Below are 24,914 nucleotides of genomic sequence, written 5' to 3' on the forward strand. Positions count from 1 at the left end.
TCTTTGCTGTCCCGCGAAATCAGAGAGCCGGTGCCGGTCCCGTTGTTCCCCAGGGCGATTCGTAGAGTTCGCGCAGTGCGACGACGGCGGCGCCCTGCGCCCAGGTCTCGTCGGTCGACTGGTCGAAAACGAGTTCGGTCACGCCCTTGATCGATGGCGGAATGGCCAGCGAATAGGCCTCCCGCAGGCTGTCGAGGAAGGGTTGGCCGAGCGCCAGGCTTGATCCCACAAGAATGACGCGCGGCGGGGCAAACAGCGTGACGATGTTGGCGAGCGCCATGCCGCAGGCTTCGCCGGCACGGATTGCCGCGCTGATCAGCGACGTGTCTTCAGCATCGATCAGCGTCTTGGCGTGCGCCATTCCACGGCCGAGGCGGATGGCTTCGGCAAAGCGACCGCCGCCTGGCTGATCGCCGAGAATGGCGCTTTCGCCGGCAAGGCTCGCCAATCTGACGGTGCCTTGCGAGCCTATGCCAAGCACGAGGTCGCCGAGATTGTGGCTTAGGCCGCCGGCGCCGCGAAACAGCTGGCCTCCATGCAGCACACCGAGACCCAGCGTCTGCTCCAGCGATACCAGCACCATGTCGTCGAGGTCTCTCGCCTTGCCGAACCAGTGATGCGCGAGCGTGATGGCATGCGCATCGCTTTCGACGATGGTGGTCACGCCCAGCCGCTCCGACATTTCCTTGGCGAAATCGACGCCCGTCTCGCGGAAGATCGGACTGGTGCGGATATGGCCGGTGCGGTGCTCGACGACGCCGGGCAGGCCGAGGCAGACGGAATCGATCTCGTCGAGCGCCAGATTGGCATCGACGACGCAGCGGCGCACGCCATCCTCGATGAGATCGGCGATGACACCGATCGGCTGTCGGTCGACGCGCAGCGCCAGCGTCAATGTCGAAAGAACCTCGCCGCAAAAGTCCGTCACGACGAAGACCATGCGATTGGCGGCAATTTTCGCGCCGACGACGCGCGCGGCATCGGGATTGAGCTCCAGCATGACGCGGGGTCGGCCGCGGCTGGCCGCCTCGCGCAAGTCGCCTTCCGTGCGGGCCAGAATCAGCCCGTCATCCAACAGCGAGGCTGTGATTGCCGAGACTGTCGTAGTCGAAAGCTGGGTGCGGTCGCTGATTTCGATCCGCGCGATGGAGCCCGCCCGCCGGATCGTATCCAGCACATTGAAGCGGTTTATCGCCCGCATAAGCTCGGGGTCTGCTGTTTTCATGAGATTGACGCCGAATGACGGACCCGCTCGGCTGGCGGCCTGGTATTTTTAACGGAATGCGAATTAAATAACCTATGGCCATTGCCCAATGTCAAGCCATTTTGCGGGCAATCTGCCGAAAATTTGACGAAGGCGGTTGACATTTTAGCAAAGCTCCGTTGAATTATTCCGCATAAGGGAAAAAATAGTGAGGCTCTTGGTTCCCTTGGGAGGAGAAAATCATGATCCATCTACGTGGGGCCAAAGCCCTTCGCATTGCTGCTGTTGCCGCGACGACCGGACTGGCGCTTCTCGCCGGCGCAACGGGCGCTGCCGCCGACGCCGTTGTCAAATGGCTGCATCTGGAAACCGATCCGAACTATGTCGCGGTCTGGCGCAAGATCGCCGATCAGTACGAAGCCAAGCATCCCGGCACGAAGATCGAGATGCAGTTCCTGGCCAACGAGGCGTTTAAGGCGAAGCTGCCGACATTGCTGCAATCGAAGGACGCTCCCGATTTCTTCTTCAGCTGGGGCGGCGGCGTCTTGAAGCAGCAGCAGCAGACCGGCACGCTGCTCGACCTGACCGCGGCGATGAACGCCAAGGATGGCGCCTGGCTGAAGAGCTACAATCAGGCAGCCGTCAAGGGCCTGACCTTCGACAACAAGATCAGCGCCGTGCCCTATAAGCTCGGCACGGTTTCCTTCTTCTATAACAAGGCCTTGTTCGCCAAGGCAGGCGTCGATGCCGGCGCCATCAAGACCTGGGACGATTATCTGGCCGCGGTCAAGAAGATCAAGGCTGCTGGCATTGCGCCGATCGCCGGCGGTGGCGGCGAAAAGTGGCCGATCCATTTCTACTGGAGCTATCTGGTGATGCGCGACGGCGGTCAGCAGGTCTTCAACGACGCCAAGAATGGCAAGGGTAATGGTTTCAACGATCCGGCGATCATCAAGGCCGGCGAACAGCTTGCAGAGCTTGGCAAGCTCGAACCCTTCCAGCCCGGCTATCTCGGCACCACCTGGCCGCAGGCGCTCGGCGTCTTCGGCGATGGAAAGGCCGCGATGATCCTCGGCTTCGAAAATACGGTCGCCAACCAGCGCACCAATTCCGGCGACGGCAAGGGACTGGCGGCCGACAATATCGGCCGCTTCGCCTTCCCGGCCGTGGCTGGCGGGGCAGGTCTTGCCACGGATACGCTCGGTGGCCTGAACGGCTGGGCCGTCACCAAGAAGGCTCCCCCCGAGGCGCTTGATTTCCTCGCCTATCTCACAAATGCCGAAAACGAGCGCGCCATGGCGCAGGCCGGCATGATCATCCCGGTCGCCGTCGGTGCCGAGGATGGCGTCAAGGGTCCGCTGATGCACGAGGCTGCCGACCAGCTGGCGCATTCGACCTGGCATCAGAACTTCTTCGATCAGGATCTAGGCCCCTCGGTCGGCCGCGTCGTCAACGATGTGGCTGTCGGCATCGTCTCCGGCCAGATTTCGCCGAAGGATGGCGCGCAGCAGGTCCAGGACGCTTTCGAGCAGGACCAGCTCTAGCGCCATCCGGCGCCGGCCTCTCCCTTGTGCCGGCGCCGGTTCTTCTTTGAACTGCAACTGTCGAGACTGCCCATGACCGATGTCAGCGCCACGACCGCCATGCCCTCCGTCGCAAGAGCGAGACCCGCAACGAAGCGAAAATCGCCGGCTGCGCGTGGCCGCCTCCCCGTCATTCTGCTGTTTCTGCCGCCGGCGCTGCTGCTCTTCACCATCTTCGTCATCCTGCCGATGGGGGAAGCGGCCTGGTACAGCCTCTATCGCTGGAACGGCTATGGTCCGCCGACAGAGTTTGTGGGGCTGCGTAATTTCCAGGTTCTTTTCAAGAACGGCGCTTTCCTGACGTCGCTCAAGAACAATGCTTTGATCATCGTCGTGTCGATTGCGGTCCAGGTGCCGCTTGCCATTTGGCTCGCGACGATGCTGGCGCATCGCATTCGCGGCGTTGTGCTCTTCCGGCTGATCTTCTTCCTGCCCTATGTGCTGGCCGAAGTGGCCGCCGGCCTGATCTGGCGCTTCGTCTATGACGGCGATTACGGCCTGTTTGCCGCGATCGCGCATTTCCTCGGCACGCCGACGCCCTATGTGCTCGCCGACAAGGATCTCGCGATGTATGCCGTGCTCGGTGTGATCGTCTGGAAATATTTCGGCTTTCACATGATGCTGTTCATCGCTGGCATGCAATCCCTAGACAAGAGCGTCTTGGAGGCAGCCGAAATCGATGGTGCCACCGGCTGGCAGAAATTCCGCTACGTGACGCTGCCGCTACTCGGCTCGACACTGCGTCTTTCCGTTTTCTTCGCGGTCGTGGGGTCGCTGCAGCTCTTCGACATGATCATGCCGCTCACCGGCGGCGGCCCGTTCAACTCGACCCAGACGATGGTGACCTTCCTCTACAATTTCGGCGTCACCCGCATGCAGGTCGGCCTCGGCAGCGCCGTCGGCGTCGTGCTGTTCGTGATCTGCGTCACCCTCGCCTTTGGCTACAAACGGATATTTATGCGCAATGACTGATCTGGCCTCATCCGTTCGACTGACCACCGGCACGAAGATCTATCTCTATGTGTCGCTGACCATCATTGCCGCGATCGTGCTGATCCCGCTGCTGACGACCGCGCTCGGCGGCTTCAAGACCCTCGGCGATCTCCGTACCAATCCGTTCGGTCTGCCGGCGGAGTGGCATTTCGAGAACTATACCGGCATCCTGTTCGGAGATCGCTACTGGCGGCAGATGATGAATTCCCTGATCATCGCCGTTCTCACCGTGTTCCTGACGTTGTCGGTCTCGGCCATGGCGGCCTTCGCCTTCGCCCATGTAAAATTCTTCGGCTCGAACTTTCTGCTCAATTATTTCCTCATCGGCCTGATGTTCCCGGCTGCCACTGCCATCCTGCCGCTCTTCATCCGCATCCGCGATCTCGGCTTGCTCAACACCTATTGGGGCGTGGTGCTGCCGCAGGTGGCGTTCGGCCTCGGCATGAGCATTCTGCTCTTCCGGAACTATTTTCGAAACCTTCCGGAAGAATTGTTCCAGGCGGCTTTTGTCGATGGCTGCGGCTATATCCGCTTCTTCTGGCATATCTCGCTGCCGCTTTCGCGGCCGATCATCGCGACGGTCAGCATCATCTCCTTCGTCGGCAGCTGGAACAGCTACATCCTGCCGCTGATCATGCTGAACTCGGATTCGATCTATCCCTGGCCGCTCGGCATGATGGTCTATAGCGGCGAATTCGGCACGGAATGGGAGCTGGTGCTCGCCTTCATCACGCTGACCATCCTGCCCACCGTCATCGTCTTCTTCCTGGCGCAGAAGCACATCATTGCCGGCCTTACCGCCGGCGCCGTGAAATCCTGAGCCTTACTGGAGCGCAAACAACATGGCATCCGTCGAACTGCACAACATCCACAAGGCCTATGGGGCGCTGACCGTCATCCACGATATCTCGCTGTCGATCGAGGATGGCGAGTTCATCGCGCTCGTCGGTCCCTCCGGCTGCGGCAAGTCCACGCTGCTGCGGATGATCGCCGGATTGGAGGAAATCACCGACGGCGACGTGTCGATCGGCGGGCAGGTGGTCAACGCCATGACGCCGCGTGAGCGCAACATCGCCATGGTCTTCCAGTCCTATGCGCTCTACCCGCATATGACGGTTGCCGAGAATATGGGCTTCAATCTGAAGCTCTCGGGCGAGACCAAGCCGGTCATCGAACAGCGGGTCAATGAAGCGGCGCGGATGCTCGATCTCACAAAGCTGCTCGACCGCAAGCCGGCGCAGCTTTCCGGTGGCCAGCGCCAGCGCGTCGCCATGGGCCGGGCCATCGTGCGCAACCCGGCCGTCTTCCTGTTCGACGAGCCGCTTTCCAACCTCGATGCGAAGCTGCGCGTGCAAATGCGTTCAGAAATCAAGGCGCTGCATCAGAAGGTGCAGACCACCTCGATCTATGTCACACACGATCAGATCGAAGCGATGACGCTGGCCGACCGCATCGTGGTGTTGAACCAGGGTAAGATCGAGCAGCAGGGCACGCCGATCGAGCTCTACCGCAAGCCGGCCAACCTCTTCGTCGCCGGCTTCATCGGCTCGCCGGCCATGAATTTCCTCGACGGCGTGATCGAGGGCGTCGATGGCGCGCCAGCCGTGCGGCTGAAGGACAGCACGCCGATCCGCATTGCCGGGGAACGCAAGGTGAAGTCGGGCCAAAGCGTGAAGGTTGGTTTAAGGCCCGAGCATCTGAGCCTTGCCAGCGGCGGTTCGCCGCTCACCGGGCAGACGCTGCTCGTCGAGCCTACTGGCGCGCAGACGCATGTGCTCTTCGACCTCGCCGGAGAGCAAGTGACGGCCGTCGTCGATGGCGAAGCGCCGGTGCGTTATGGCCAACCGCTGAATGTCTCCGTGAGCCCGGAGCAGGTCTACGTCTTCGATGCCGCGAGTGGTCTTGCTCTTTAAGCCTTCACGTCGATCAAATCGACGCGATCCGGATAGAAGGCCATGTAGTCCTTGATCCGGCTGACGGATGCATAGGGGTTTTCGTAAGTCCAGATGGCATTCACCGAGCGCTCGCCGCCGGCCGGGATGCTGTAATAGGAGCATTCACCCTTGTAGGGACAATAGGTTTCGTGGCTGGTCCTTTCCAGCAACGACATATCGACATCCTTGCGCGGGATATAGATGACGGCCGGATAGGACGCTTCCTTGAGCGACAACGCCTCATGCGTATCGGCGATCACCTTGCCGGCGACGGAGACGGTGACATGCACCTGCTTGTCCTCGATCGTAATCGGATGATCCGGACCGGGGATCTTGACTGGTCTTTCGGACATTCCTGCTCTCCTCAGCTTTGATGACAGTCAGCAGAGTTTAATTCTGCCGCGGCTTCTTGCATGGCCCCTCACCCCAACCCTCTCCCCGCGTCGCGGGGAGAGGGGGCTTTACGGTGATTAAGGCGCTTCCGCCCCAATGGAGCAGCGTGTGTTTTGCGCTGTCGTCCCCTCTCCCCGCTAGCGGGGAGAGGGCTAGGGTGAGGGGCCAGCCACATAAGCTGCGGCAGAACCAGACTCTGACGTTCTCAGTTCAAATGCATATAGGAAGCGTCCTGCCGATTATCAGGTCTTTTGCGACACTCGTATTTTCGGGGCACCCCAACGCAATCCATCCATCAGCAGACGCACGAGGCGGCGGGACCGGTCGTACCATTCCGGTGAATTGGGCATGGAATAGGTGCCGGACAATGCCTGCAGCACGTCGGTACTGTCGACATCAGTACGGATCGTACCGGCGGCGACGGCGCGATCAATCAGGCCCGAGAGCACGACCGGCACCTGGCCGTAGCTGTCGGCAAAAAGCTTGGAATTGCTGCTGAGAAGGATGCGCAGGCTATCGGCCATCCCCCTTTTTGTGGCGATATAGCCGACGAAGCGGTTCATCCACTCTTCCAGAGCTTCATCCGGTGCGCGCTCGCGCGAGAGCTCTTCCGCGGCATCGCACAGCGCTTCCACCTCGTGACGATAAACCGCTTCGACCAGATGTTCCCGGCTCGGAAAATGGCGATAGAGCGTACCGATCCCGACATCCGCGCGGCGAGCTATATCTTCGAGGGAGGCGGCGGTGCCGTGGCTGGCGAAGGCTTGTGCTGCTACTTCGATCAGCTTGTCATAGTTGCGCCGCGCATCGGCGCGCAGACGCCTGCTTTCGCTTGGCGCGATATTCCTCGGTTCCGGCAACGGCTTGCGCGCCAATGTCTGCTCCTTACGGATTGCCACGTGACGATATCCGGCCCTGCGGTAAAAATAGTGCGCGGCAGCGTCTTCTCCATGGCGAAGTACCGGACGATTGTTACCGTATTCGGCATCAAGGCGCTATTGCCGACCGACGGAATCGGAAGGAGGAGGCCGCGCCGGCTTTTTAGCCTGTTTAAGGAGAGGGTGCGCCGAAATGGTTCGGCCCGAAGCTTGGCCCCAGGTTTGACCCTGAATTCGGCCCGAAGCTCGGGCCTTGCTCGAAGTTGGCGAAGGCGGTGGGCGCATTGCCGTGGGCGGCGGGCGGAACGTCGAGATAGCTCATGATGTTCTCGACATGATTGACCTGAGAACGCAGGCTGTCGAGCGACTTGCCCGTCAGATTGGTGCCAGCAGGCAATTGCGCAGTCAGCGGGTTTTCGTAACGGCCGTTGACGCGCAGCTCGTAATAGAGATGCGGGCCGGTGGAGTAGCCCGTCGAGCCGACATAGGCGATGGTCTGGCCCTGGGTGACGCGCTGGCCGACGCGCAGATCCGGCGGCGTTGCCGAAATATGGGCATAAGTGGTTTCGTAACCGCCATCGTGGCGGATGCGGACATATTTGCCGTAGCCGGTTTCCCAGGAAATCTTCTCGACGACACCGTCGCCGCCGGCCTGGATGGGGCTGCCCATCGGTGCGCGGAAATCGACTCCATTGTGGAATTTCTTCACACCCAGGATCGGGTGGATTCGCCAGGCAAAACCATCGCCGAGCGTACCGTTCGGCACGGGCCGATGCACGAGCACTTTGGCAATCGAACGGCCGCGCTCGTCGTAGAATTCCGAAGGGCCTTCGCCGTCGTTTTTGTGCAGATAGAAGCGATGCGTGTCGCCATCGGCGTGGAATTCGATGAACATCAGCTCACTGCGGCCGTCGTCCGCCTTGCGGAAGAGCAGATCGATGCTGTCGGGAGCGTCGTCGATGCTGGTGAGAGAAATGCCCTTGGCCTTGGCAAGCTTGACGAGCTGCGAGGCATATTCCTTGGTCAGACCGGCTCTTTCGAGCTTGTCGCTGACTGCCCGCTCATCGCTTTCGTCGACACCTTTCAGATCAACAGCGGCAACCTCCGTCGAAGACGGAGCGTCGGCCTGGCTTTCGCTGTAGAGGGTGGAAAACAGCCTGTCATTGGCCATCGGAACGAAGCCGTTGGCATCGTCGCGGGCAACGACGCGCTCCGGCGTCTTGTCGCCGCTAAGACGCGCCATGATCAGCTTCGGGCGGGCATTAGGTCCTTTTTTCTCAAGCAGCAGTTCCAGGCTGTCGCCAGGGGAGACCGTATCGGTTTCCAGCGCGCGCTGCAGCTCGTCGCCGGCGTCGCTGCCGAGGCCCGCAGACGCCAGGATATCCTGAAGATCCTGCTTATCCTTCGGCATGGAGACGAGCCTGTGGAACTCCCGGCCGGTTTCACCGGTCGTCGCGCGCGCTACGCTGACGTTCAGCGGCACGCCGCGAACCGGAAAACGAGAGCGGCGCACGGCATCATAATGTGTTGTCTGCGGATAGATGCCATGGCGGATATCCGAAAGCGACGGGGGCGAAAATAGCTCGCTGTCGGCGCGCTCTGCGCCATAGGAGGCATTGATGGCGCTTGCGCGCGCCAGGGCAGCTTCGTCGGATTTGAAGACCAGCGTCGTGCGATGATAGGTGAAGATGCGGGTTTCGCCGCTGGATAGTTTTTCCGCCACCTGCGCAAAACGGGCGCCATCGAAACGCTGTTTCGCGGCCAGCCGGCCGGCTTTGCGCATGGCTGGCTGAGAGCGCGCGAGCTGAGCGGTGCGTACCGGCGTTGCGCGCTCGATCGTGTTACGGGCCAGCAAGGGATAGAGCACGGTGGCGAGCAGGCCGAAGGATGCGGTGCCGGCGAGGCCGATGACGATCAGATGGCGAAGATGCGCGGAGCGCGGCAGGAATGGAATGTGAAAATCATGATGCGGCCGCGCCTGGATGGCGGCTTCTGCAGGAAATTGAACGCGCAATGGACTTTCGGCCATGAAGTGAGGAACCCTGCAGATTGCGGTGGGCCCAAACTAGGGCAAATCATGGCGAAATCTAGGCAAATATTACGAGTCAGTTAATTGCCGTGATCGTCCACAGGGGCGAGATTTGCGCGTTCCGGGTGATTCGTCAACCGAAGATGGTGTCGTAGAGCAGTTTGAAGTTCAGCGCCAGGATGATCGCGGCGACTACCCACGAGAGAACGGCGACGCTTCTCGATATGACGAAACTGCCCATTTTCTCGCGATTCGTGACGAATTGAACCAGAGGAATGACGGCAAAGGGCAGTTGCATGGAGAGAACGACCTGGCTCAGAACAAGCAGGTTTGCAGTGCCTTTTTCACCATAAATAGCGGTGACGAACACAACCGGAATAATTGCGAGGCCGCGCGTCAAAAGCCGTCTTGCCCAATGCGGAATCCTGAGCCTGAGAAAGCCTTCCATCACGATCTGGCCGGCAAGCGTCGCCGTAACGGTGGAGTTGAGACCGGAGGCGAGCAGCGCGACGGCAAATAACGTGGAAGCGATGCCGAGGCCGAGCAGCGGCGACAGCAGCTCGTAGGCCTGGCCGATCTCGGCCACGTCGGAATGGCCGCTGGTATGGAAGGCGGCGGCTGCGACGATCAGGATCGCGGCATTGACGAAGAGCGCCAGCATGAGGGCAACCGTGCTGTCGATCGTTGCCCATTTGATCGCATCGCGGCGACCCTCTTCCGTGCGCTTGTAGGCGCGGGTCTGCACGATGGAGGAGTGCAGATAGAGATTATGCGGCATGACCGTCGCGCCGATGATGCCCATGGCGATGTAGAGCATCTCGTGATTGGTGACGATTTCCGGTGAGGGAATGAAACCTTGGAGGATCGCTGCCACCGGCGGTGCGGCCGCCACGATCTGGATGGCGAAACAGGTGGCAATGACGATCAGCAGCGCGATGACGAACGCTTCGAGATAACGGAAACCCTTGCTCATCAGCAGCAGCAATAGAAAGGCGTCCAGCGCGGTGATCAGTGCGCCGCCGATCAACGGAATTCCGAAAAGCAGCTGCAATGCGATCGCCGTGCCGATGACCTCGGCGAGATCGCAGGCGATGATGGCGAGTTCGCAGGCAAACCACAGTGCCAGATTGACCGGCCGCGGATAGTGATCGCGACAGGCCTGTGCGAGATCGCGGCCGGTGGCTATGCCTAATCTCGCCGAAAGCGCCTGTAAAAGGATCGCCATCAGGTTCGACAGCATGATGACGGTTAGAAGCGTATAGCCGAACTGAGCGCCGCCGGCGAGATCGGTCGCCCAGTTGCCGGGGTCCATATAGCCGACGGAAATCATATAGCCTGGACCGACGAAAGCGATCAGGCGCCGAATCCAGCTGCCGCCATGAGGAACCCTGACGGTGGCATTGACTTCGGGAAGGCTCGGACGATCGTCTTCATCGCGGCCGGCAAATCGCCATGCTTGCCGCTGTGCTGCAGCTTCTTGAACTTGCGTCATGCGGGGCTCCGGGAGGATCGGGCTATGATGCTACTAAACAAATACGACCGATATAAGAATTATGCAATAGGCTATATTTCAATCGGGTTTGCATTTTTTTGCCTTTTGGGGGATGGCCTATCGGCGGTCATTTTCGCAGCGCAATAGAGCCCAAAAAGGCAGCCTATTCAGGCGTTCACCGACATCGACGAGCCAAGAATTGTCTGATCGCCGTCATCCAGCAGCAGGCCCTCCATCGAATATCGAATGGGGTAGGCGGCGGCGTCGTTGATGGTGCGATTGTGTTTCGATCTTTGCGATCGAAAAACTAAAAAAGGATCGTGATGGCGAACACGCTGTTGATGCTCGTCCTCAGCCGGGATATGCGGAATTCGGATTGTGCCTTGCTCGATCGGCTGAGGGTCGTTATCTAGCCCGCCGCCAATCAATCACATCGGCGGTACGGTGCCGTTGAGGCCGACGGCAACGCGGTCGGCGGAGACTGCGGTCTCGCCGGTTTGCTCGCCTGTGATGAAGACGCCGGCGCCGGGCTTCAGATCGGTTTTCGTTGCTGACGTCAGCGTCACGACGGGCGTGCCATCCGGGATATTGATCTTGCGTTCGCCGCCCTTGTAGGTGAGCGTCAATGTCGGGCCGTTGACCGAGGTAACGGCATTGGCGACCGTGGCGTTGGTCATCGAGCTGTTCGGCGCTGAATCCCAAGGGCGGTCGCCTTCGCCCGTTCCCTTCATCGAGGCCGGGAAGATGACAACTTCGATCGCGCCATTGATGCCGCTATCGGTCGGCTGCGAGGCGATGCCGACGAAATCGCCGGGCTTGATGTCGCTGACTGCGGCCTTGATGACGCCACCGACGTTCCAGCCGGATTTCAGTGCAACAGTAATGTCCTTGCCGTCGCGGGACTTGACCTTGAGCGTGTCGCCATCGAGGCTTTCCACGGTGCCGCGCACCCTTACCCGCTCGGCGGCCTCGGCGCTTTGAAACGAGGCAAGCGTGGCGACGGAGAGCGTCAGCGCAGCCGCGATCAGACGTTTGCGATCCATGGGTGGAGTCTCCCTTGAGATATCGGCCGAGCGATGCGCCGGTCGTGCTTGATGAGAAGGTTGGAATTGATCGACGGAAGCCACGGAACGGCTTCGAAGCCATCGATATCGCGATCCTATGCGCCGCTTCCATCACTCACCATTCAAACAAGCGTGAGATTGCCGTCTCGTCCGGCGCGGGCAGAAATTCCGGGAAAAGGCCCATTTTTTCGCAGAACATCAAGCATTGCTTAACGTTTACCGTTAGACTGCGCTGGTTATCTCGAATTCCCTATCGCGCTTGGCGCTGGGCTGGGGAGATTGGAGAACGAAATGACCGCGATTCGCCCGCTTCTGATCGGAATCCTGCTGATTCTGGCACTGGTTCTGATTGCGCTCAGTATCCTGCTGGTCGATCCCGCTCCGCCTGTCCGTCAATCCGACAGCCTCATTCCGCCGCCGACAGAGTCGCCGCAGCGTCCTTAATCGGGGCGGGCAACTGTCAGCTTGCCGGTGTAAAGCGCGCCACGAGGCTATGGCGATCACCGGGATAGGTCAGGCGAACGTGGGTGATCGGGCCGGCGGCGCTCCAGGTGCGCCGTTCGACGACGAGGCATGCCGTCCCTTTTTGGATATCGAGGTTGGCGGCGGCGTCGCTTTCGGCCGATATGGCGCGGATCTGATGTTCGGCGGTACTCCACGGCACCTGGTTGAGCAGCCAGGGGCCTGGCGGCAATGTCTCGAAGTCTGCCTTCGCCGCTTCCGGCACCGCGTCGAGATTGATGACGCGATTTTCCAGGCAGAAGGGGCGCGGACCGGCATAGTGGATGCAGGTGATCTCCATCACCGGTATGGAGCCGACGAACTGCAGCCTGCGCGCGTCCTCCGGCCGTCCGCGTCGTTCGGCAAGTTTTATCAGCCGGTGCGAATAGGGCAGGTTGAGCGACAGGACCTCGGACTTGATGTCGTGAATCTCAAGCACGGCGGATTGCGCCTGCGGATGCGTGACGAAGCTGCCCGAGCGCTTTCGCCGCTCTATCAGGCCGGCGCGGGCAAGCTGGGTCAGCACCTTGTTTACCGTCATGCGCGAGCAGTCATACTGCTCCGCCAGGTCCATCTCGAATGGAATGCGATGCCCCGGAGGCCAGGCGCCGGAGACGATCCGGCCCTCGATATCGCTGAGAATGCGCTGATGGAGGGTCGCCTCTTTGCCTGTGGTCATACCGTCCGTCTGTTCCGTGTGAGACATTGGATCTCCCGCAGGTTATTTAGGGGCCAATTTAGGGGAGGAAAAGCGGCTTTTAAGCGATCAGCTCGGCCATAACCTGGCGGAATCGCGCCGAAATTTCCTCTCTCTTGCGATGGCGGCCGCCTTCGACCTGCTTGCGGCCCAGCGCCCAGACGCCATCGACCTTGACGCCGCCGGCGAAGGTCCAGTGATCGAGAATACGGTCGCCGGAGAGATAGGGCACGGCACTCACATCGAGTGAAACGATGTCGGCATGGTTGCCAACGGCAAGACCGGCCGGCGCCTTCAGAGCCGCGCCGCCGCCCGCCAGCGCGCCGTCGAACAGCATGCGGGCGGTCGAACCGCCGGTCGTGGCGATGACGTTGCGGGCACGCAGCGCCAGGCGCTGCGAATATTCGAGCTGCCGCAACTCCTCAGGCACGGAGATCAGAATATTGGAATCCGAGCCGACGCCGTAGCGGCCGCCTTCTTCGAGGAAGAGCGGTGCTGCAAAGACGCCATCGCCGAGATTGGCCTCGGTGATCGGGCAAAGGCCGGCGACTGCGCCGCTCCTAGCCATGCGCCGGGTTTCATCCTCAGTCATGTGCGTGGCGTGGATCAGGCACCAGCGCTCGTTCACAGGAGCGTTGTCGAGCAGCCATTGCACCGGGCGGGCACCCGACCAGGCGATGCAGTCCTCCACTTCTTTCACCTGCTCGGCGACGTGGATATGGATCGGTCCGTCGCCGGCGATCGGCACGAGTTTGGCCAGCTCTTCCGGTGTCACGGCGCGCAGGCTGTGCGGCGCGATGCCGAGTTCGGCGCCGGGGAGGCGGCTGGTGACCGTACGGCAGCCGGCCATCAGCGCCTCGAAGCTCTCGATCGAATTAATGAAGCGGCGCTGGCCCTCGATGGGAGCGGCGCCGCCGAAGCCGGAATGGGCATAGAAGACGGGTAGAAGAGTCAGCGCGATGCCGGTCTCAGTGCTGGCGGCGCCGATGCGCTCGGCCAGTTCGGCGATATTGGCATAATGCCTGCCGTCCTTGTCATGGTGCAGATAGTGGAATTCGCCGACGCGGGAGAAGCCGGCTTCCAGCATTTCCATATAGAGCTGCGCGGCGACGGCCTCGACATGATCCGGGGTCATCGACAGGGCGAACTTGTACATGACGGTGCGCCAACTCCAGAAGCTGTCGTTGGCCGGGCCGCGGACTTCGGCAAGGCCGGCCATGGCGCGCTGGAAGGCGTGGCTGTGCAGGTTCGGCATCGCCGGAACCAGAACATCCTGCCTGTCATCACCGGCTTCGGGAGCGACATCGGTCGCGATCTCGGCGATGCGGCCGTCTTCGAGGGTCAATCGCACATTCTCGTGCCATCCGTCGGCAAGCAAAGCCGTGCGTGCATGAAGTCTCGTCATGGTCTCACCCTTTCCTTTCGGACGCGGAGTCCAAAATCCCTCTTGTCAGCCTTTCGATTATGTATATACATTATGAGCCAACGAGGAAAGGCGTAAAGCTAATGGGTGGGAACAAATTTTCCGAAGATGGTAAGGCAAGCGACGGCGCAACCCGCGTCTGGCGCAATGCTCGCCTTGCGACCTTGAAAGAGGGCGAAGCCCGGCTCGGCACGATCGAGAAGGGCGCGATCCTGACCAAGGGCGGCCGTATCGTCTTTGTCGGCGCTGAAGCCGATCTGCCTGATACATCAGGCGCTGAAATCATCGATCTCGAAGGGCGCTGGGTGACCCCCGGCCTCGTCGATTGCCACACGCATATCGTCTATGGCGGCAATCGCGCCCGCGAATTCGAGATGCGGCTAGAAGGCGCGAGCTACGAAGAAATCGCCCGTGCCGGCGGCGGCATCGTTTCCTCCGTCAACGCGACGCGGGCGCTATCGGTGGACGAGCTTGTTGTTGCTGCCTTGCCGCGCCTCGACACGCTGCTGTCCGAAGGCGTAACGACGATCGAAGTGAAGTCGGGTTACGGCCTCAACATTGAATCCGAATTGAAGATGCTGCGGGCCGCGCGTCGGCTCGAAGAAGTCCGACCGGTTCGCGTCGTCACCTCCTATCTCGGTGCGCATGCGACCCCGGTGGAGTACAAGGGCCGCAACGGCGACTATATTACTGATGTCGTGCTGCCCGGCTTGAAACAGGCGCATGCCGAAGGTCTTGTCGATGCTGTTGATGGCTTCTGCGAGGGGATTGCCTTTTCGACGGCGGAAATCGCTCGCGTCTTCGATCTTGCCAAGTCGCTCGGTATTCCGGTGAAGCTACATGCGGAGCAGCTTTCCAATCTCGGCGGTGCCAAGCTTGCCGCCTCCTATGGTGCTTTGTCAGCCGATCACGTCGAATATCTCGATGAGGATGGCGTCAAGGCAATGGCAGCGGCTGGCACGGTTGCCGTGCTGCTGCCAGGTGCCTTCTATGCCATCAACGAGAAGCAGAAGCCGCCGGTTCAGGCCCTGCGTAATGCGGGCGTCTCGATCGCGATTGCCACGGACTCCAATCCCGGTACTTCGCCGCTGACCTCGCTGCTCTTGACCATGAACATGGCTGCCACCCTTTTCCGCCTGACGGTCGAGGAATGCATTGCCGGCGCGACGCGCGAAGGCGCCCGCGCCCTTGGTCTGCTGTCAGAAACCGGCACGCTCGAGGCCGGCAAGTCGGCCGATTTTGCCATCTGGGATGTCGAGAGCCTGGCGGAGCTTGTCTACCGCATCGGCTTCAATCCGCTCCATGCACATGTTTTCAAGGGAAAGAGGTTCAACCGATGACCGTCGTTCTCCATCCGGGTTCCGTCTCGCTGCAACAGCTGGCGACGATCTATTGGAGCGGTGAGCCGGCGAAGCTCGATGCGTCCTTTGATGCCGGCATTGCCAAGGCCGCGGCCCGCATCGCGGAGATCGCTGCCGGCAACGCGCCGGTCTACGGTATCAATACCGGCTTCGGCAAACTGGCGTCGATCAAGATCGACAGTGCCGATGTCGCGACGCTGCAGCGTAATCTCATCCTCTCGCATTGCTGCGGCGTCGGCCAACCGCTCCCTGAGAACGTCGTTCGCCTCATCATGTCGCTGAAGCTTATTTCGCTCGGCCGCGGCGCATCCGGCGTGCGGCTGGAGCTGGTACGGCTGATCGAAGGCATGCTTGAAAAGGGCGTCGTGCCCGTCATCCCCGAAAAGGGCTCGGTTGGCGCTTCCGGTGATCTGGCGCCGCTCGCGCATATGACCGCTGTCATGATGGGTCATGGCGAGGCCTTCCATGCCGGTGAGCAGCTCTCTGGCGCGGCAGCGCTCGAAAAGGCAGGTCTGAAGCCGGTCGTGCTTGCTGCCAAAGAAGGGCTGGCGCTGATCAACGGCACGCAGGTGTCGACCGCGCTTGCGCTTGCCGGTCTCTTCCGCGCCCATCGTGCCGCACAGGCCGCTCTCATCACCGGAGCGATGTCGACGGATGCGGCCATGGGCTCTTCCGCCCCGTTCCATCCGGATATCCATACGCTGCGCGGTCATAAGGGCCAGATCGATACCGCCGCCGCCCTTCGCGGCCTGCTGGCCGGCTCGGTGATCCGCGAAAGCCATATCGAAGGCGACGAGCGTGTGCAGGACCCCTATTGCATCCGCTGCCAGCCGCAGGTCGATGGCGCTTGCCTCGACCTTCTGCGTTCCGTCGGCCGCACGCTCGAAATCGAAGCCAATGCCGTGACAGACAATCCGCTCGTGCTTTCGGACAATTCCGTCGTTTCCGGCGGCAATTTCCATGCCGAGCCCGTCGCCTTCGCAGCTGACCAGATCGCCATCGCCGTCTGCGAAATCGGCGCGATCGCACAGCGCCGCATCGCGCTGCTCGTCGATCCCGCGCTCAGCTACGGCCTGCCGGCGTTCCTTGCCAAGAAGCCGGGCTTGAACTCCGGCCTGATGATCGCCGAAGTGACGTCCGCCGCGCTGATGTCTGAAAACAAGCAGATGTCGCATCCGGCCTCGGTCGATTCCACACCGACCTCGGCGAACCAGGAAGACCACGTCTCCATGGCCTGCCATGGTGCCCGTCGCCTGCTGCAGATGACCGAAAACCTCTTTGCCATTATCGGCATCGAAGCGCTGACCGCTGCCCAGGGCGTCGAGCTGCGCGCGCCGCTGACGACCAGCCCGGAACTGACCCTTGCCATTGCTTCGATCCGCGCCGCTGTGCCGTCGCTCGAAGAGGACCGCTACATGGCGAACGACTTGAAGGCCGCCGCGGACCTCGTCGGTTCCGGCGCCCTTAATGCCTCGATTTCAACCGACATCCTGCCCTCCTTGGAGATGTGACATGACCAACCCACGCCATAATATCCGCGAAATCCGCGCGCCTCGTGGTCCGGAGCTCAACGCCAAGAGCTGGCTGACCGAAGCGCCGCTGCGCATGCTGATGAACAACCTCGACCCGGACGTTGCGGAGAACCCGAACGAGCTGGTTGTCTATGGCGGCATCGGCCGTGCCGCCCGCACCTGGGACGATTTCGACCGTATCGCTGCGACGCTGAAGACGCTCAACGAGGATGAGACGCTGCTTGTGCAGTCCGGCAAGCCGGTCGCCGTGTTCCGCACCCACAAGGATGCGCCGCGCGTGCTCATCGCCAACTCCAACCTCGTGCCGCATTGGGCGACCTGGGATCACTTCAACGAGCTGGATAAGAAGGGCCTTGCCATGTACGGCCAGATGACGGCCGGCTCGTGGATCTACATCGGCACACAGGGCATCGTGCAGGGCACCTACGAAACCTTCGTCGAAGCCGGCCGCCAGCACTATAACGGCAACCTGAAGGGCAAGTGGATCCTGACCGGCGGCCTCGGTGGCATGGGCGGCGCACAGCCGCTGGCGGCTGTCATGGCCGGCGCTTGCTGCCTCGCCGTCGAATCCGACGAAACCCGCATCGATTTCCGCCTGCGCACCCGCTATGTCGACGAGAAGGCAAAGACGCTCGATGAAGCGCTTGCCCTGATCGACAAGTGGACGAAGGCTGGCGAAGCCAAGTCCGTCGGCCTGCTCGGCAATGCCGCCGAGATCTTCCCGGAACTCGTGAAGCGTATGAAGGCCGGCGGTCCGCGCCCGGATATCGTCACCGACCAGACCTCCGCTCACGATCCGCTGAACGGCTATCTGCCGATCGGCTGGACGGTGGCCGAACACCGGGCGAAGCGCGAGAGCGATCCGAAAGCCGTCGAAGCTGCAGCGCGCGCCTCGATGAAGGTGCATGTCGAAGCCATGGTCGCCTTCTGGGATGCCGGCGTGCCGACGCTCGACTACGGCAACAACATCCGCCAGGTCGCCAAGGAAGAGGGTTTTGAAAACGCCTTCGCTTTCCCGGGCTTCGTGCCGGCCTATATCCGTCCACTCTTCTGCCGCGGCATCGGTCCGTTCCGCTGGGCCGCTCTCTCGGGCGATCCGGAGGATATCTACAAGACCGACGCCAAGGTGAAGGAGCTGCTGCCCGACAACAAGCATCTGCACAACTGGCTCGACATGGCCCGTGAGCGCATCGCCTTCCAGGGTCTGCCGGCGCGCATTTGCTGGGTTGGCCTCGGCGATCGCCACCGCCTCGGTCTCGCCTTCAACGAAATGGTCAGGAACGGCGAGCTGAAAGCGCCCGTCGTCATCGGCCGCGACCATCTCGACTCCGGCTCGGTCGCCTCGCCGAACCGCGAGACGGAAGCCATGAAGGACGGCTCGGATGCCGTTTCCGACTGGCCGCTGCTCAACGCTCTGCTCAACACCGCATCGGGTGCCACCTGGGTATCATTGCACCACGGCGGCGGCGTCGGCATGGGCTTCAGCCAGCACTCCGGCATGGTCATCTGCGCCGACGGCACGGATGATGCAGCCAAGCGCCTGGAGCGCGTTCTCTGGAACGACCCGGCAACCGGCGTCATGCGCCACGCTGATGCCGGCTACGACATCGCGCTCGACTGGGCTAAGCAGCAGGGCCTGCGCCTGCCGGCCATCCTGGGGAACTAGGCCTACACCAGCCGTACAAGGCCGCCGTAGCTTGCGACGGTCTTGTCGGCGGTGATCAGGGAAATACCTTCAACGAAGGCTTGGGCGACAAGAATTCGATCAAAGGGGTCTTTGTGAATATCGGGCAGATCCGCGATCGCGGCCGCGTGCTGTCCGAAAACGGGTAATTCTTCATATCCGTTTTCGAGCAGATTTTCGTAGAGCCTGCGGGCATCAATCGCAAAGTCGGGGCGCGCCAACCCTGCCTTGATCGCCACCTCCCATATACTGGCGGTCGAAAATGCAATTCTATTGTCTAGGTCTTCAATCAAGTCGCGGGCTTTTTCCGGCAGTCGCTGAGAAGCAGCCGTCGCCCAGAGCAGAATATGCGTGTCCAGGAGAAATCTCATCGACCTTTGATGCTTTTGAAATCATTGAGATTACCATGAAACATCTCTTCGATTTCATCGGCCATCATGGTGTCGAAATCTTCGGGAACCATGATCTCGCCATCCATGAAACCGATGCGGCGTTTCTTCGGTGCCTCCTTTTCTTCAAGAGGCACGACCTTCACCATCGGCTTGCCCGCCTTGGCGATGATGAAAGCTTCGCCCTTGGCGGCTTTTTCGATCAGCCGCGACAAATGCGTTTTCGCCTCGTGAATATTGACGGTTTCCATAGCAGGCTCCGAATGGACTTAGTCCACTAAACTTAGTTTACCCTCAATCGAATTGCAATGATGGGACAAGAACAGATGGCAATGCCTAAAATCACGCTTCTCCGCAGCGATGGTCACCGTCGCATGCCCTGGAAAAACGGCGGCGGGGAAACGGTGGAGATCGCCGTTTCGCCCGACGGCGCCGGGCTTGCTGACTTTGACTGGCGCGTCAGCATGGCAACCGTTGCCACGGACGGGCCGTTTTCGGTTTTTCCGGGTATCGATCGTACGCTATCTATCCTTGATGGCGAGGGCATGACCCTCTTCATCGAGGGGCGTGCGTCCGAGCGCTTGACGCAGGCGAGCGAGCCGCTGCCCTTTGCTGCCGACGCGCCGACTTCGGCGACCCTGATCGATGGCACGATTACGGATCTCAATGTGATGACGCGGCGGGGGCATTTCACGCATTCGGTGAGGCGCATTTCGGTCGACGGAAATAGCAAAGTCGCCTTCGAGGCTGGGACGACCCTTGTCCTTTGCCATCGCGGCAATGCTGAAATCGATGGGACGGTGCTTAACGCAGGCGATTGCCTGCTCGTCTCGGAGGGTGACGTCGCAGAGCGGTCCATTTCGGGCAAGGCGCAGCTGTTCTGGATTACCATTAAGGCTATATAGCCGGCTATGAGATGTTCTTCGGCTTGACATGAACCCGTACCGATTATCCTATTTCTACTCAGCAAAGAGAGGATAGCCGTATGAGCGACGACCAGATCCCCGCCGATAGCAAGCTCACGACTTCCAAGCGCCGCTGGGCGGCGGAGGGCAAGTTTCTGACGGGGCGTGTCAGCCGACCCGAGGCAGAGCGGCTGCCGCCGGGGCAGCATCTCGTCAAGAACTGGCCGGTGTTGGATCTCGGCGTGCAGCCGCAGATTTCGCTATCCAGCTGGCGGCTCGATGTGATCGGCTTCGTGGAAAAGCGGCTCAGCTTGGATTGGGCGGCTTTCCAGACGATCGAGGAAAGCACCCGCATCAGCGATATCCATTGCGTGACGACCTGGTCGCGCTACGACAATCGCTGGGAAGGCGTTTCGACGCGCGATCTCCTCGATCTCGCGATGCCGACGAAAGAGGCGCAGCACGTGTTGCTGACGAGCTATGACGGCTATACCACCAACCTGCCGCTTGCGGATTTCGCGGCCGAGGACGCGATCCTGGCGACCGCCTGGGAAGGTCAGCCTCTGACCGTCGAACATGGCGGCCCGATGCGCCTCGTCGTGCCGCATCTCTATTTCTGGAAGAGCGCCAAGTGGCTGAACCGTATCGAGTTCATCGGCGCCGACAGGGCCGGCTTCTGGGAGAAGAACGGCTATCACATGTATGGCGATCCCTGGCGGGAGCAGCGCTACTCGGACGATTGACGCTTCCGGAGCGCTGCGGGTGAGGAGCCTTGGATTGGCTATCTCGAACCGCAGTTCTTATGTCACCGTGTCAATTTTTCGTGGCGCCAGCCGGGTTTGTGGCTTTGCAAGCCACCATCATGGGCGTATTCAATGATCATATGATTGCCGCCGAAGCACCGGCTCCCTTGAACGCCATTCAGTGAAATTCGTCTCATGACCGTTGCCCGGACTATAGAAGAGCCCTCCAAAGCAAGTTTCGGTCGGCAGTCCCGCATCATCGCCTTTGTCGTCGCCGTTTCGTTTTTCATGCAGTTTCTGGACGGGACGATCATCACCACCTCGTTGCCGCAGATGGCGGTAAGTTTCGGCGTCGAGCCGGTCTCGATGAGCATCGGCATCACGGTCTATCTGCTCACCATGGCGGCTTTCGTGCCGCTCGCCGGCTGGGCTGGCGATCGCTATGGCGCCCGGCGGGTGTTCTTGGCATCCATTGCCATCTTCACCGTGGCGTCGCTGTTTTGCGGCCTCTCGGGCAATTTGACCGAGTTCATCATTGCCCGTGCCGTTCAGGGCATTGGCAGCGCGCTGATGACGCCGGTGGGACGCATCATCGTGCTGAAGAATGCTCGCAAATCCGATCTGGTGCATGCGATGTCGATGATCACCTGGCCGGCGCTGACCGCTCCGGTCATCGGCCCGGTGCTCGGCAGCTTCATCACCACCTATCTCAGCTGGCATTGGAACTTCCTGATCAATATCCCGATCGGCATCATCGGCCTTGGCCTCGTCCTGCGTTTCGTGCCGGATCAGCGGGAGGAAAAGGTCGCGCGGCTCGATTTCATCGGCTTCCTGCAATCGGCGGCGGGGCTGACCTTCCTGCTTGCCGGCCTCGAATTCGTGGTGCAGGGAACGACGGGGCTGGCGGTCAGCATTGGGTTGATCACTGCAGGCGTGGTCTTCTCCGTCATCGCCACCCGGCATTTCATGACGGCCGATGCGCCCTTGCTCGATCTCTCCGCCTTCAAGATCCAGACCTTCGCCATGTCGACGCTTTCCGCCGGTACGGCGAGTCGTGTGGCGATCAACGCGACGCCTTTCCTGATCCCGCTGCTCTTCCAGGTCGGCTTCGGCCGTACGGCGATCGACGCGGGCACCTATCTGCTGTTCTATTTCGCAGGCAATCTCGGCATGAAGGCGATCACTACGCAGATGTTAAGGATCTTCGGCTTCCGCAACGTGCTCGTCGTCAACGGGCTGATCTCGTCGGCCAGCATTGCCGGATGCGCGCTTCTGTCTCCCTCGACACCAGATCCGTTGATATATTGCCTGCTATTCATCGCCGGCCTGTCGCGGTCGATGAACTTCACGGCGCTGAATACGCTGGGGTTTGCCGATATCCATGCCACGCAGCGCAGCTCCGCTTCCACATTGTCGAGCATGCTGCAGCAGGTTTCGCTGCTGCTGGGCGTCGCCGTGGCTGCCGCCGTTCTCAATCTCTCGCGCACGATTCATGGTGGGGAAACGCTCTCGCTCATCGATTTTCGCTGGGCTTTCCTCATCATTGGCCTTATCGGTGGCATCTCCGCATTGCGTTTTATCAGCCTGCCGCACGATGCCGGCGCAGAGGTATCCCGCCACAAAGTGAAGACCTGATCAAAACCTTCAAATTCTTAATGATATTGACAGGCAAGCCGCTGTAAAATGGCCTGCCGGTTCCCATATGAAACTCGCGTCAACTCCCACAGGAGGCAGTCCCATGCTGCTCAGAACCCTCGCTATCTCCGCTCTCGTCGTCGGCGTATCCAGTGTCGCCATGGCCGAGCAGGTGCATAAGCATCACCCCAAGCGCGTCAATGTCGAGGCGTTCCAGGCCGATGTCGGCAGCGTCGACCATTCGAAGGACGCGATCCTTCCGGACGGCACGATCAACACCGATCCGTCGGTGACCGGCCCGATCCGCGCCGGCGACTCCATTTCCCGCCTGCAATGCGCCGCTGCCCCTAACTCCGTCGGTGCTCGTTCGAGCACCTATAGTGCAGGCTCCGCTTCGCTTTGCCCGTAATGGCATAATGCTTCGAGCTGGCCTTAAGCCAGCTCGATATCCGTCTGCTTGAAGCGGTCGCTTTTCGACAATAGCGGTTGGCGATAATAGCGAGCGCAGGCATAGGTCATGCAATCGTCAAGGCTGAGGCGAGCCGTCTGGCCGCCTTGGCCATGGCGCTCGTAAGCCTCGATCGCGAGAACTGCGGCACGAGGCGGCACAGCGAGCAGCTGAATATTCATGAGCTGCAGAAACGTGCGGACAGCTTCGCCTGCCTCGGTCGGCGATAATCCCAAAGCATCAGAGATCAGGATCGCGGCATTCGCTGCGACAAGCGGCGAGGTCATGCGTGCCGTTGCCGGCTGCATGCGGATGGCAAAGGCGCGTGCCTCTTCCTCGTCTGTCATCATTGCAGACAGCACCGACGTGTCGATGAACATCAGGCTTCTCCGGTCGCGCCAGTGCCGGCGCCTTTGGCGGTGGCTTTCTGCTTGAGATTGCGGCAAAAGGCGACGGCGACATCGGCAAGGGCTGGCTTGGTCAGCTCCTCATCCAGCGCCTTCTGCAGGGCAAGCCGAACGGCTTCCGTCTTGGTAGTGGCCTTGGTCAACGCCTGATAGCGGCGCGCCAATCGGTCGATGGCGTCGTCCTTGATGTAAAGTGGCATGAGATATCCTTTGAATTTTTGCGGATATCCTTAGAGCCTGTCTGGTTTGAGGGCAATCGGATCTATTGCCTGCTTGTGTTCCGTGTGCATCGATATTTAGATGACGAACATCATCTAACATGCTAGCAATGACATCAAGCTGTTTGCTTGACCGTGAGGAGATGTCATGCCCGCTATCGATCCCGTTGTCATCGTTTCCGCCACACGCACGCCGCTCGGTCGTTTCCAGGGAGATCTTTCGCCCCTGCAGGCGCCCGAACTCGGTGCGCATGTCATCCGTGCTGCGCTGGAGCGCGCGGGACTTTCTGCCGAGAGAGTGGATGAGGTTCTGTTCGGCTGCGTCCTGCCTGCCGGGCAAGGGCAGGCGCCGGCCCGGCAAGCTGCGCGCGGGGCTGGCCTTCCGGATGCCGTCGGCGCCACCACCATCAACAAGGTCTGCGGTTCGGGCATGAAGGCGACCATGCTGGCACATGACCTCCTTCTCGCCGGCTCGGCCTCCATTGCGGTCGCCGGCGGCATGGAATCCATGTCGAATGCGCCTTATCTGCTCGCCAAGGCGCGCGGCGGCTATCGCATGGGCCATGATCGCATCTTCGATCACATGATGCTGGACGGGCTGGAAGATGCCTATGAGAAGGGTCGCTCCATGGGCGATTTCGGCGAGCTGGCGGTCGAGGCCTATCAGTTCAGCCGCGACGATCAGGATGCTTACGCGGTCGAAACGTTGTCGCGCGCTCGCAACGCGCTCGATACCGGCGCTTTCGAAGCGGAAATCACGCCGATCTCGGTGAGTGGCAAGGGTGGCCCGGTCACAATCGCCAAGGATGAGCATCCGCAAAAGGTTTCGCCTGAAAAGATCCCGACGCTCAAGCCGGCCTTCCGCAAGGATGGCACGATTACGGCTGCCAGCGCCTCGGCCCAATGCCGACGGTGCGGCCGCGCTCATCCTGACGCGCCGTTCGCTTGCCGAGCGCGAGGGATTGCCCATTCTTGCCGAAATCAAGGCGCACGCCACGCATTCTCAGGAGCCTGCCTGGTATACGACCGCGCCGATCCCGGCGATCCGCAAGGTGCTCGACAAGAGCGGCTGGAAGATCGGCGATGTCGATCTTTTCGAAATCAACGAGGCCTTCGCCGTCGTCGCCATGGCTGCCGCAAAGGAACTCGGCATTGCCCGTGACCGTCTCAATGTCAACGGCGGCGCCTGCGCACTCGGCCACCCCATCGGCGCTACTGGCGCGCGGCTGATCGTGACGCTGCTGCATGCGCTGGAGCGCCAGGGAGCAAGGCGTGGTGTTGCCGCGCTCTGCATCGGCGGTGGCGAGGCAACGGCGATTGCTGTGGAGCGGGTTGGGTAAGCGAATTCGGGCAAGTCAGGTGCGTCTGCCGATGCCGCACGTATGGGCATGGCCCCTCATC

General features: G+C 61.0%; 25 protein-coding genes and 1 pseudogene. 13 read left to right on the forward strand and 13 right to left on the reverse strand.

From position 1 onward, the window contains the following. Positions 1-19: 19 nt before the first annotated feature. The gene (locus AC13QE_RS16795) at positions 20-1,225 is read right to left on the reverse strand and encodes an ROK family protein (protein WP_488484501.1); all 1,206 of its coding nucleotides are present in this window, start codon (positions 1,223-1,225) and stop codon (positions 20-22) included. A gap of 221 nt (positions 1,226-1,446) precedes the next feature. Between AC13QE_RS16795 and AC13QE_RS16800 the strand changes: the two genes are divergently transcribed. From AC13QE_RS16800 to AC13QE_RS16815, 4 genes are all read left to right on the forward strand, one after another. Then, positions 1,447-2,748 carry an ABC transporter substrate-binding protein gene (locus AC13QE_RS16800; RefSeq protein WP_488484502.1) on the forward strand — a complete coding sequence of 434 codons (1,302 nt, stop codon included), beginning with the start codon at positions 1,447-1,449 and terminating at the stop codon, positions 2,746-2,748. 72 nt (positions 2,749-2,820) lie between these two features. Further along, positions 2,821-3,759 (forward strand): carbohydrate ABC transporter permease, encoded by a 939-nt coding sequence (locus tag AC13QE_RS16805; RefSeq protein ID WP_132719944.1) that lies wholly within the window; start codon positions 2,821-2,823, stop codon positions 3,757-3,759. Further along, entirely contained in the window at positions 3,752-4,600 is an 849-nt protein-coding gene (locus AC13QE_RS16810; RefSeq protein WP_015341575.1) for a carbohydrate ABC transporter permease, read from the forward strand. Before AC13QE_RS16805 ends, AC13QE_RS16810 begins: the two co-directional genes overlap by 8 nt. Positions 4,601-4,622: 22 nt before the next feature. Continuing rightward, positions 4,623-5,693 (forward strand): ABC transporter ATP-binding protein, encoded by a 1,071-nt coding sequence (locus tag AC13QE_RS16815; RefSeq protein ID WP_488484503.1) that lies wholly within the window; start codon positions 4,623-4,625, stop codon positions 5,691-5,693. Here AC13QE_RS16815 and AC13QE_RS16820 read toward each other — a convergent pair. The 6 genes from AC13QE_RS16820 to AC13QE_RS16845 all read right to left on the reverse strand — a co-directional run bounded on the left by AC13QE_RS16820 (position 5,690) and on the right by AC13QE_RS16845 (position 11,549). Further along, positions 5,690-6,067 (reverse strand): DUF427 domain-containing protein, encoded by a 378-nt coding sequence (locus AC13QE_RS16820; protein WP_488484504.1) that lies wholly within the window; start codon positions 6,065-6,067, stop codon positions 5,690-5,692. The two genes, AC13QE_RS16815 and AC13QE_RS16820, sit on opposite strands and share 4 nt — an antisense overlap. Positions 6,068-6,349: 282 nt before the next feature. After that, complete coding sequence (locus AC13QE_RS16825; protein ID WP_488484583.1) at positions 6,350-6,982, reverse strand: TetR/AcrR family transcriptional regulator; 633 nt, start codon at positions 6,980-6,982, stop codon at positions 6,350-6,352. Positions 6,983-7,157: 175 nt separating this feature from the next. Then, positions 7,158-9,014 carry a peptidoglycan DD-metalloendopeptidase family protein gene (locus tag AC13QE_RS16830; RefSeq protein WP_488484505.1) on the reverse strand — a complete coding sequence of 619 codons (1,857 nt, stop codon included), beginning with the start codon at positions 9,012-9,014 and terminating at the stop codon, positions 7,158-7,160. Positions 9,015-9,147: 133 nt separating this feature from the next. Beyond that, positions 9,148-10,506 carry an Nramp family divalent metal transporter gene (locus tag AC13QE_RS16835; protein ID WP_488484506.1) on the reverse strand — a complete coding sequence of 453 codons (1,359 nt, stop codon included), beginning with the start codon at positions 10,504-10,506 and terminating at the stop codon, positions 9,148-9,150. A gap of 167 nt (positions 10,507-10,673) precedes the next feature. Next, positions 10,674-10,934 carry a hypothetical protein gene (locus tag AC13QE_RS16840; protein ID WP_488484507.1) on the reverse strand — a complete coding sequence of 87 codons (261 nt, stop codon included), beginning with the start codon at positions 10,932-10,934 and terminating at the stop codon, positions 10,674-10,676. Then, on the reverse strand, positions 10,935-11,549 hold the full coding sequence (locus AC13QE_RS16845; protein ID WP_488484508.1) for a single stranded DNA-binding domain-containing protein: 615 nt from the start codon (positions 11,547-11,549) through the stop codon (positions 10,935-10,937). Positions 11,550-11,861: 312 nt separating this feature from the next. Between AC13QE_RS16845 and AC13QE_RS16850 the strand changes: the two genes are divergently transcribed. Further along, positions 11,862-12,014, forward strand: a complete 153-nt coding sequence (locus tag AC13QE_RS16850) for a hypothetical protein (protein ID WP_165915281.1) — start codon at positions 11,862-11,864, stop codon at positions 12,012-12,014. A gap of 16 nt (positions 12,015-12,030) precedes the next feature. On the opposite strand, the gene hutC is transcribed toward AC13QE_RS16850, so the two are convergent. Next, on the reverse strand, positions 12,031-12,750 hold the full coding sequence (gene hutC / locus AC13QE_RS16855; RefSeq protein ID WP_041678008.1) for a histidine utilization transcriptional repressor HutC: 720 nt from the start codon (positions 12,748-12,750) through the stop codon (positions 12,031-12,033). 79 nt (positions 12,751-12,829) lie between these two features. Further along, positions 12,830-14,173, reverse strand: a complete 1,344-nt coding sequence (locus AC13QE_RS16860; protein WP_488484509.1) for a formimidoylglutamate deiminase — start codon at positions 14,171-14,173, stop codon at positions 12,830-12,832. A 101-nt stretch (positions 14,174-14,274) separates the two neighbouring features. On the opposite strand from AC13QE_RS16860, the gene hutI reads away from it, so the two are divergent. The 3 genes from hutI to hutU are packed head-to-tail and all read left to right on the forward strand — an operon-like array spanning position 14,275 to position 18,750. Further along, positions 14,275-15,531, forward strand: a complete 1,257-nt coding sequence (hutI, locus tag AC13QE_RS16865) for an imidazolonepropionase (RefSeq protein WP_488484510.1) — start codon at positions 14,275-14,277, stop codon at positions 15,529-15,531. Then, positions 15,528-17,063, forward strand: coding sequence for a histidine ammonia-lyase (gene hutH / locus AC13QE_RS16870; RefSeq protein WP_488484511.1), 1,536 nt, complete (start codon positions 15,528-15,530; stop codon positions 17,061-17,063). Before hutI ends, hutH begins: the two co-directional genes overlap by 4 nt. A 1-nt stretch (position 17,064) precedes the next feature. Beyond that, entirely contained in the window at positions 17,065-18,750 is a 1,686-nt protein-coding gene (hutU, locus tag AC13QE_RS16875; protein WP_481412063.1) for a urocanate hydratase, read from the forward strand. Between the two features lie 2 nt (positions 18,751-18,752). Here hutU and AC13QE_RS16880 read toward each other — a convergent pair whose 3' ends face one another. Both AC13QE_RS16880 and AC13QE_RS16885 read right to left on the reverse strand, forming a co-directional pair. Next, positions 18,753-19,139, reverse strand: a complete 387-nt coding sequence (locus AC13QE_RS16880; protein ID WP_488484512.1) for a type II toxin-antitoxin system VapC family toxin — start codon at positions 19,137-19,139, stop codon at positions 18,753-18,755. Continuing rightward, positions 19,136-19,408 carry a type II toxin-antitoxin system Phd/YefM family antitoxin gene (locus AC13QE_RS16885; protein ID WP_488484513.1) on the reverse strand — a complete coding sequence of 91 codons (273 nt, stop codon included), beginning with the start codon at positions 19,406-19,408 and terminating at the stop codon, positions 19,136-19,138. Before AC13QE_RS16885 ends, AC13QE_RS16880 begins: the two co-directional genes overlap by 4 nt. 75 nt (positions 19,409-19,483) lie before the next feature. Between AC13QE_RS16885 and AC13QE_RS16890 the strand changes: the two genes are divergently transcribed. The 4 genes from AC13QE_RS16890 to AC13QE_RS16905 all read left to right on the forward strand — a co-directional run bounded on the left by AC13QE_RS16890 (position 19,484) and on the right by AC13QE_RS16905 (position 22,849). Further along, positions 19,484-20,062 carry a HutD/Ves family protein gene (locus tag AC13QE_RS16890; RefSeq protein WP_488484514.1) on the forward strand — a complete coding sequence of 193 codons (579 nt, stop codon included), beginning with the start codon at positions 19,484-19,486 and terminating at the stop codon, positions 20,060-20,062. Between the two features lie 80 nt (positions 20,063-20,142). After that, a complete protein-coding gene (locus AC13QE_RS16895) occupies positions 20,143-20,805 on the forward strand; it encodes a sulfite oxidase-like oxidoreductase (protein WP_488484515.1) in 663 nt (220 codons plus the stop codon). Between the two features lie 195 nt (positions 20,806-21,000). Continuing rightward, positions 21,001-22,440, forward strand: coding sequence for an MFS transporter (locus AC13QE_RS16900; RefSeq protein ID WP_488484516.1), 1,440 nt, complete (start codon positions 21,001-21,003; stop codon positions 22,438-22,440). 103 nt (positions 22,441-22,543) lie between these two features. Continuing rightward, positions 22,544-22,849 (forward strand): hypothetical protein, encoded by a 306-nt coding sequence (locus AC13QE_RS16905; protein WP_488484517.1) that lies wholly within the window; start codon positions 22,544-22,546, stop codon positions 22,847-22,849. A 23-nt stretch (positions 22,850-22,872) separates the two neighbouring features. Here the strand turns inward: AC13QE_RS16905 and AC13QE_RS16910 are convergent, their stop codons facing one another. Beyond that, positions 22,873-23,268 (reverse strand): type II toxin-antitoxin system VapC family toxin, encoded by a 396-nt coding sequence (locus AC13QE_RS16910; protein WP_488484518.1) that lies wholly within the window; start codon positions 23,266-23,268, stop codon positions 22,873-22,875. Then, complete coding sequence (locus tag AC13QE_RS16915; protein WP_132719960.1) at positions 23,268-23,495, reverse strand: type II toxin-antitoxin system VapB family antitoxin; 228 nt, start codon at positions 23,493-23,495, stop codon at positions 23,268-23,270. Before AC13QE_RS16915 ends, AC13QE_RS16910 begins: the two co-directional genes overlap by 1 nt. Before the next feature lie 166 nt (positions 23,496-23,661). On the opposite strand from AC13QE_RS16915, the pseudogene AC13QE_RS16920 reads away from it, so the two are divergent. After that, positions 23,662-24,853: pseudogene (locus tag AC13QE_RS16920) on the forward strand (acetyl-CoA C-acyltransferase). Positions 24,854-24,914: the final 61 nt, after the last annotated feature.

Source organism: Martinezella sp. CNPSo 3957 (assembly GCF_057784395.1).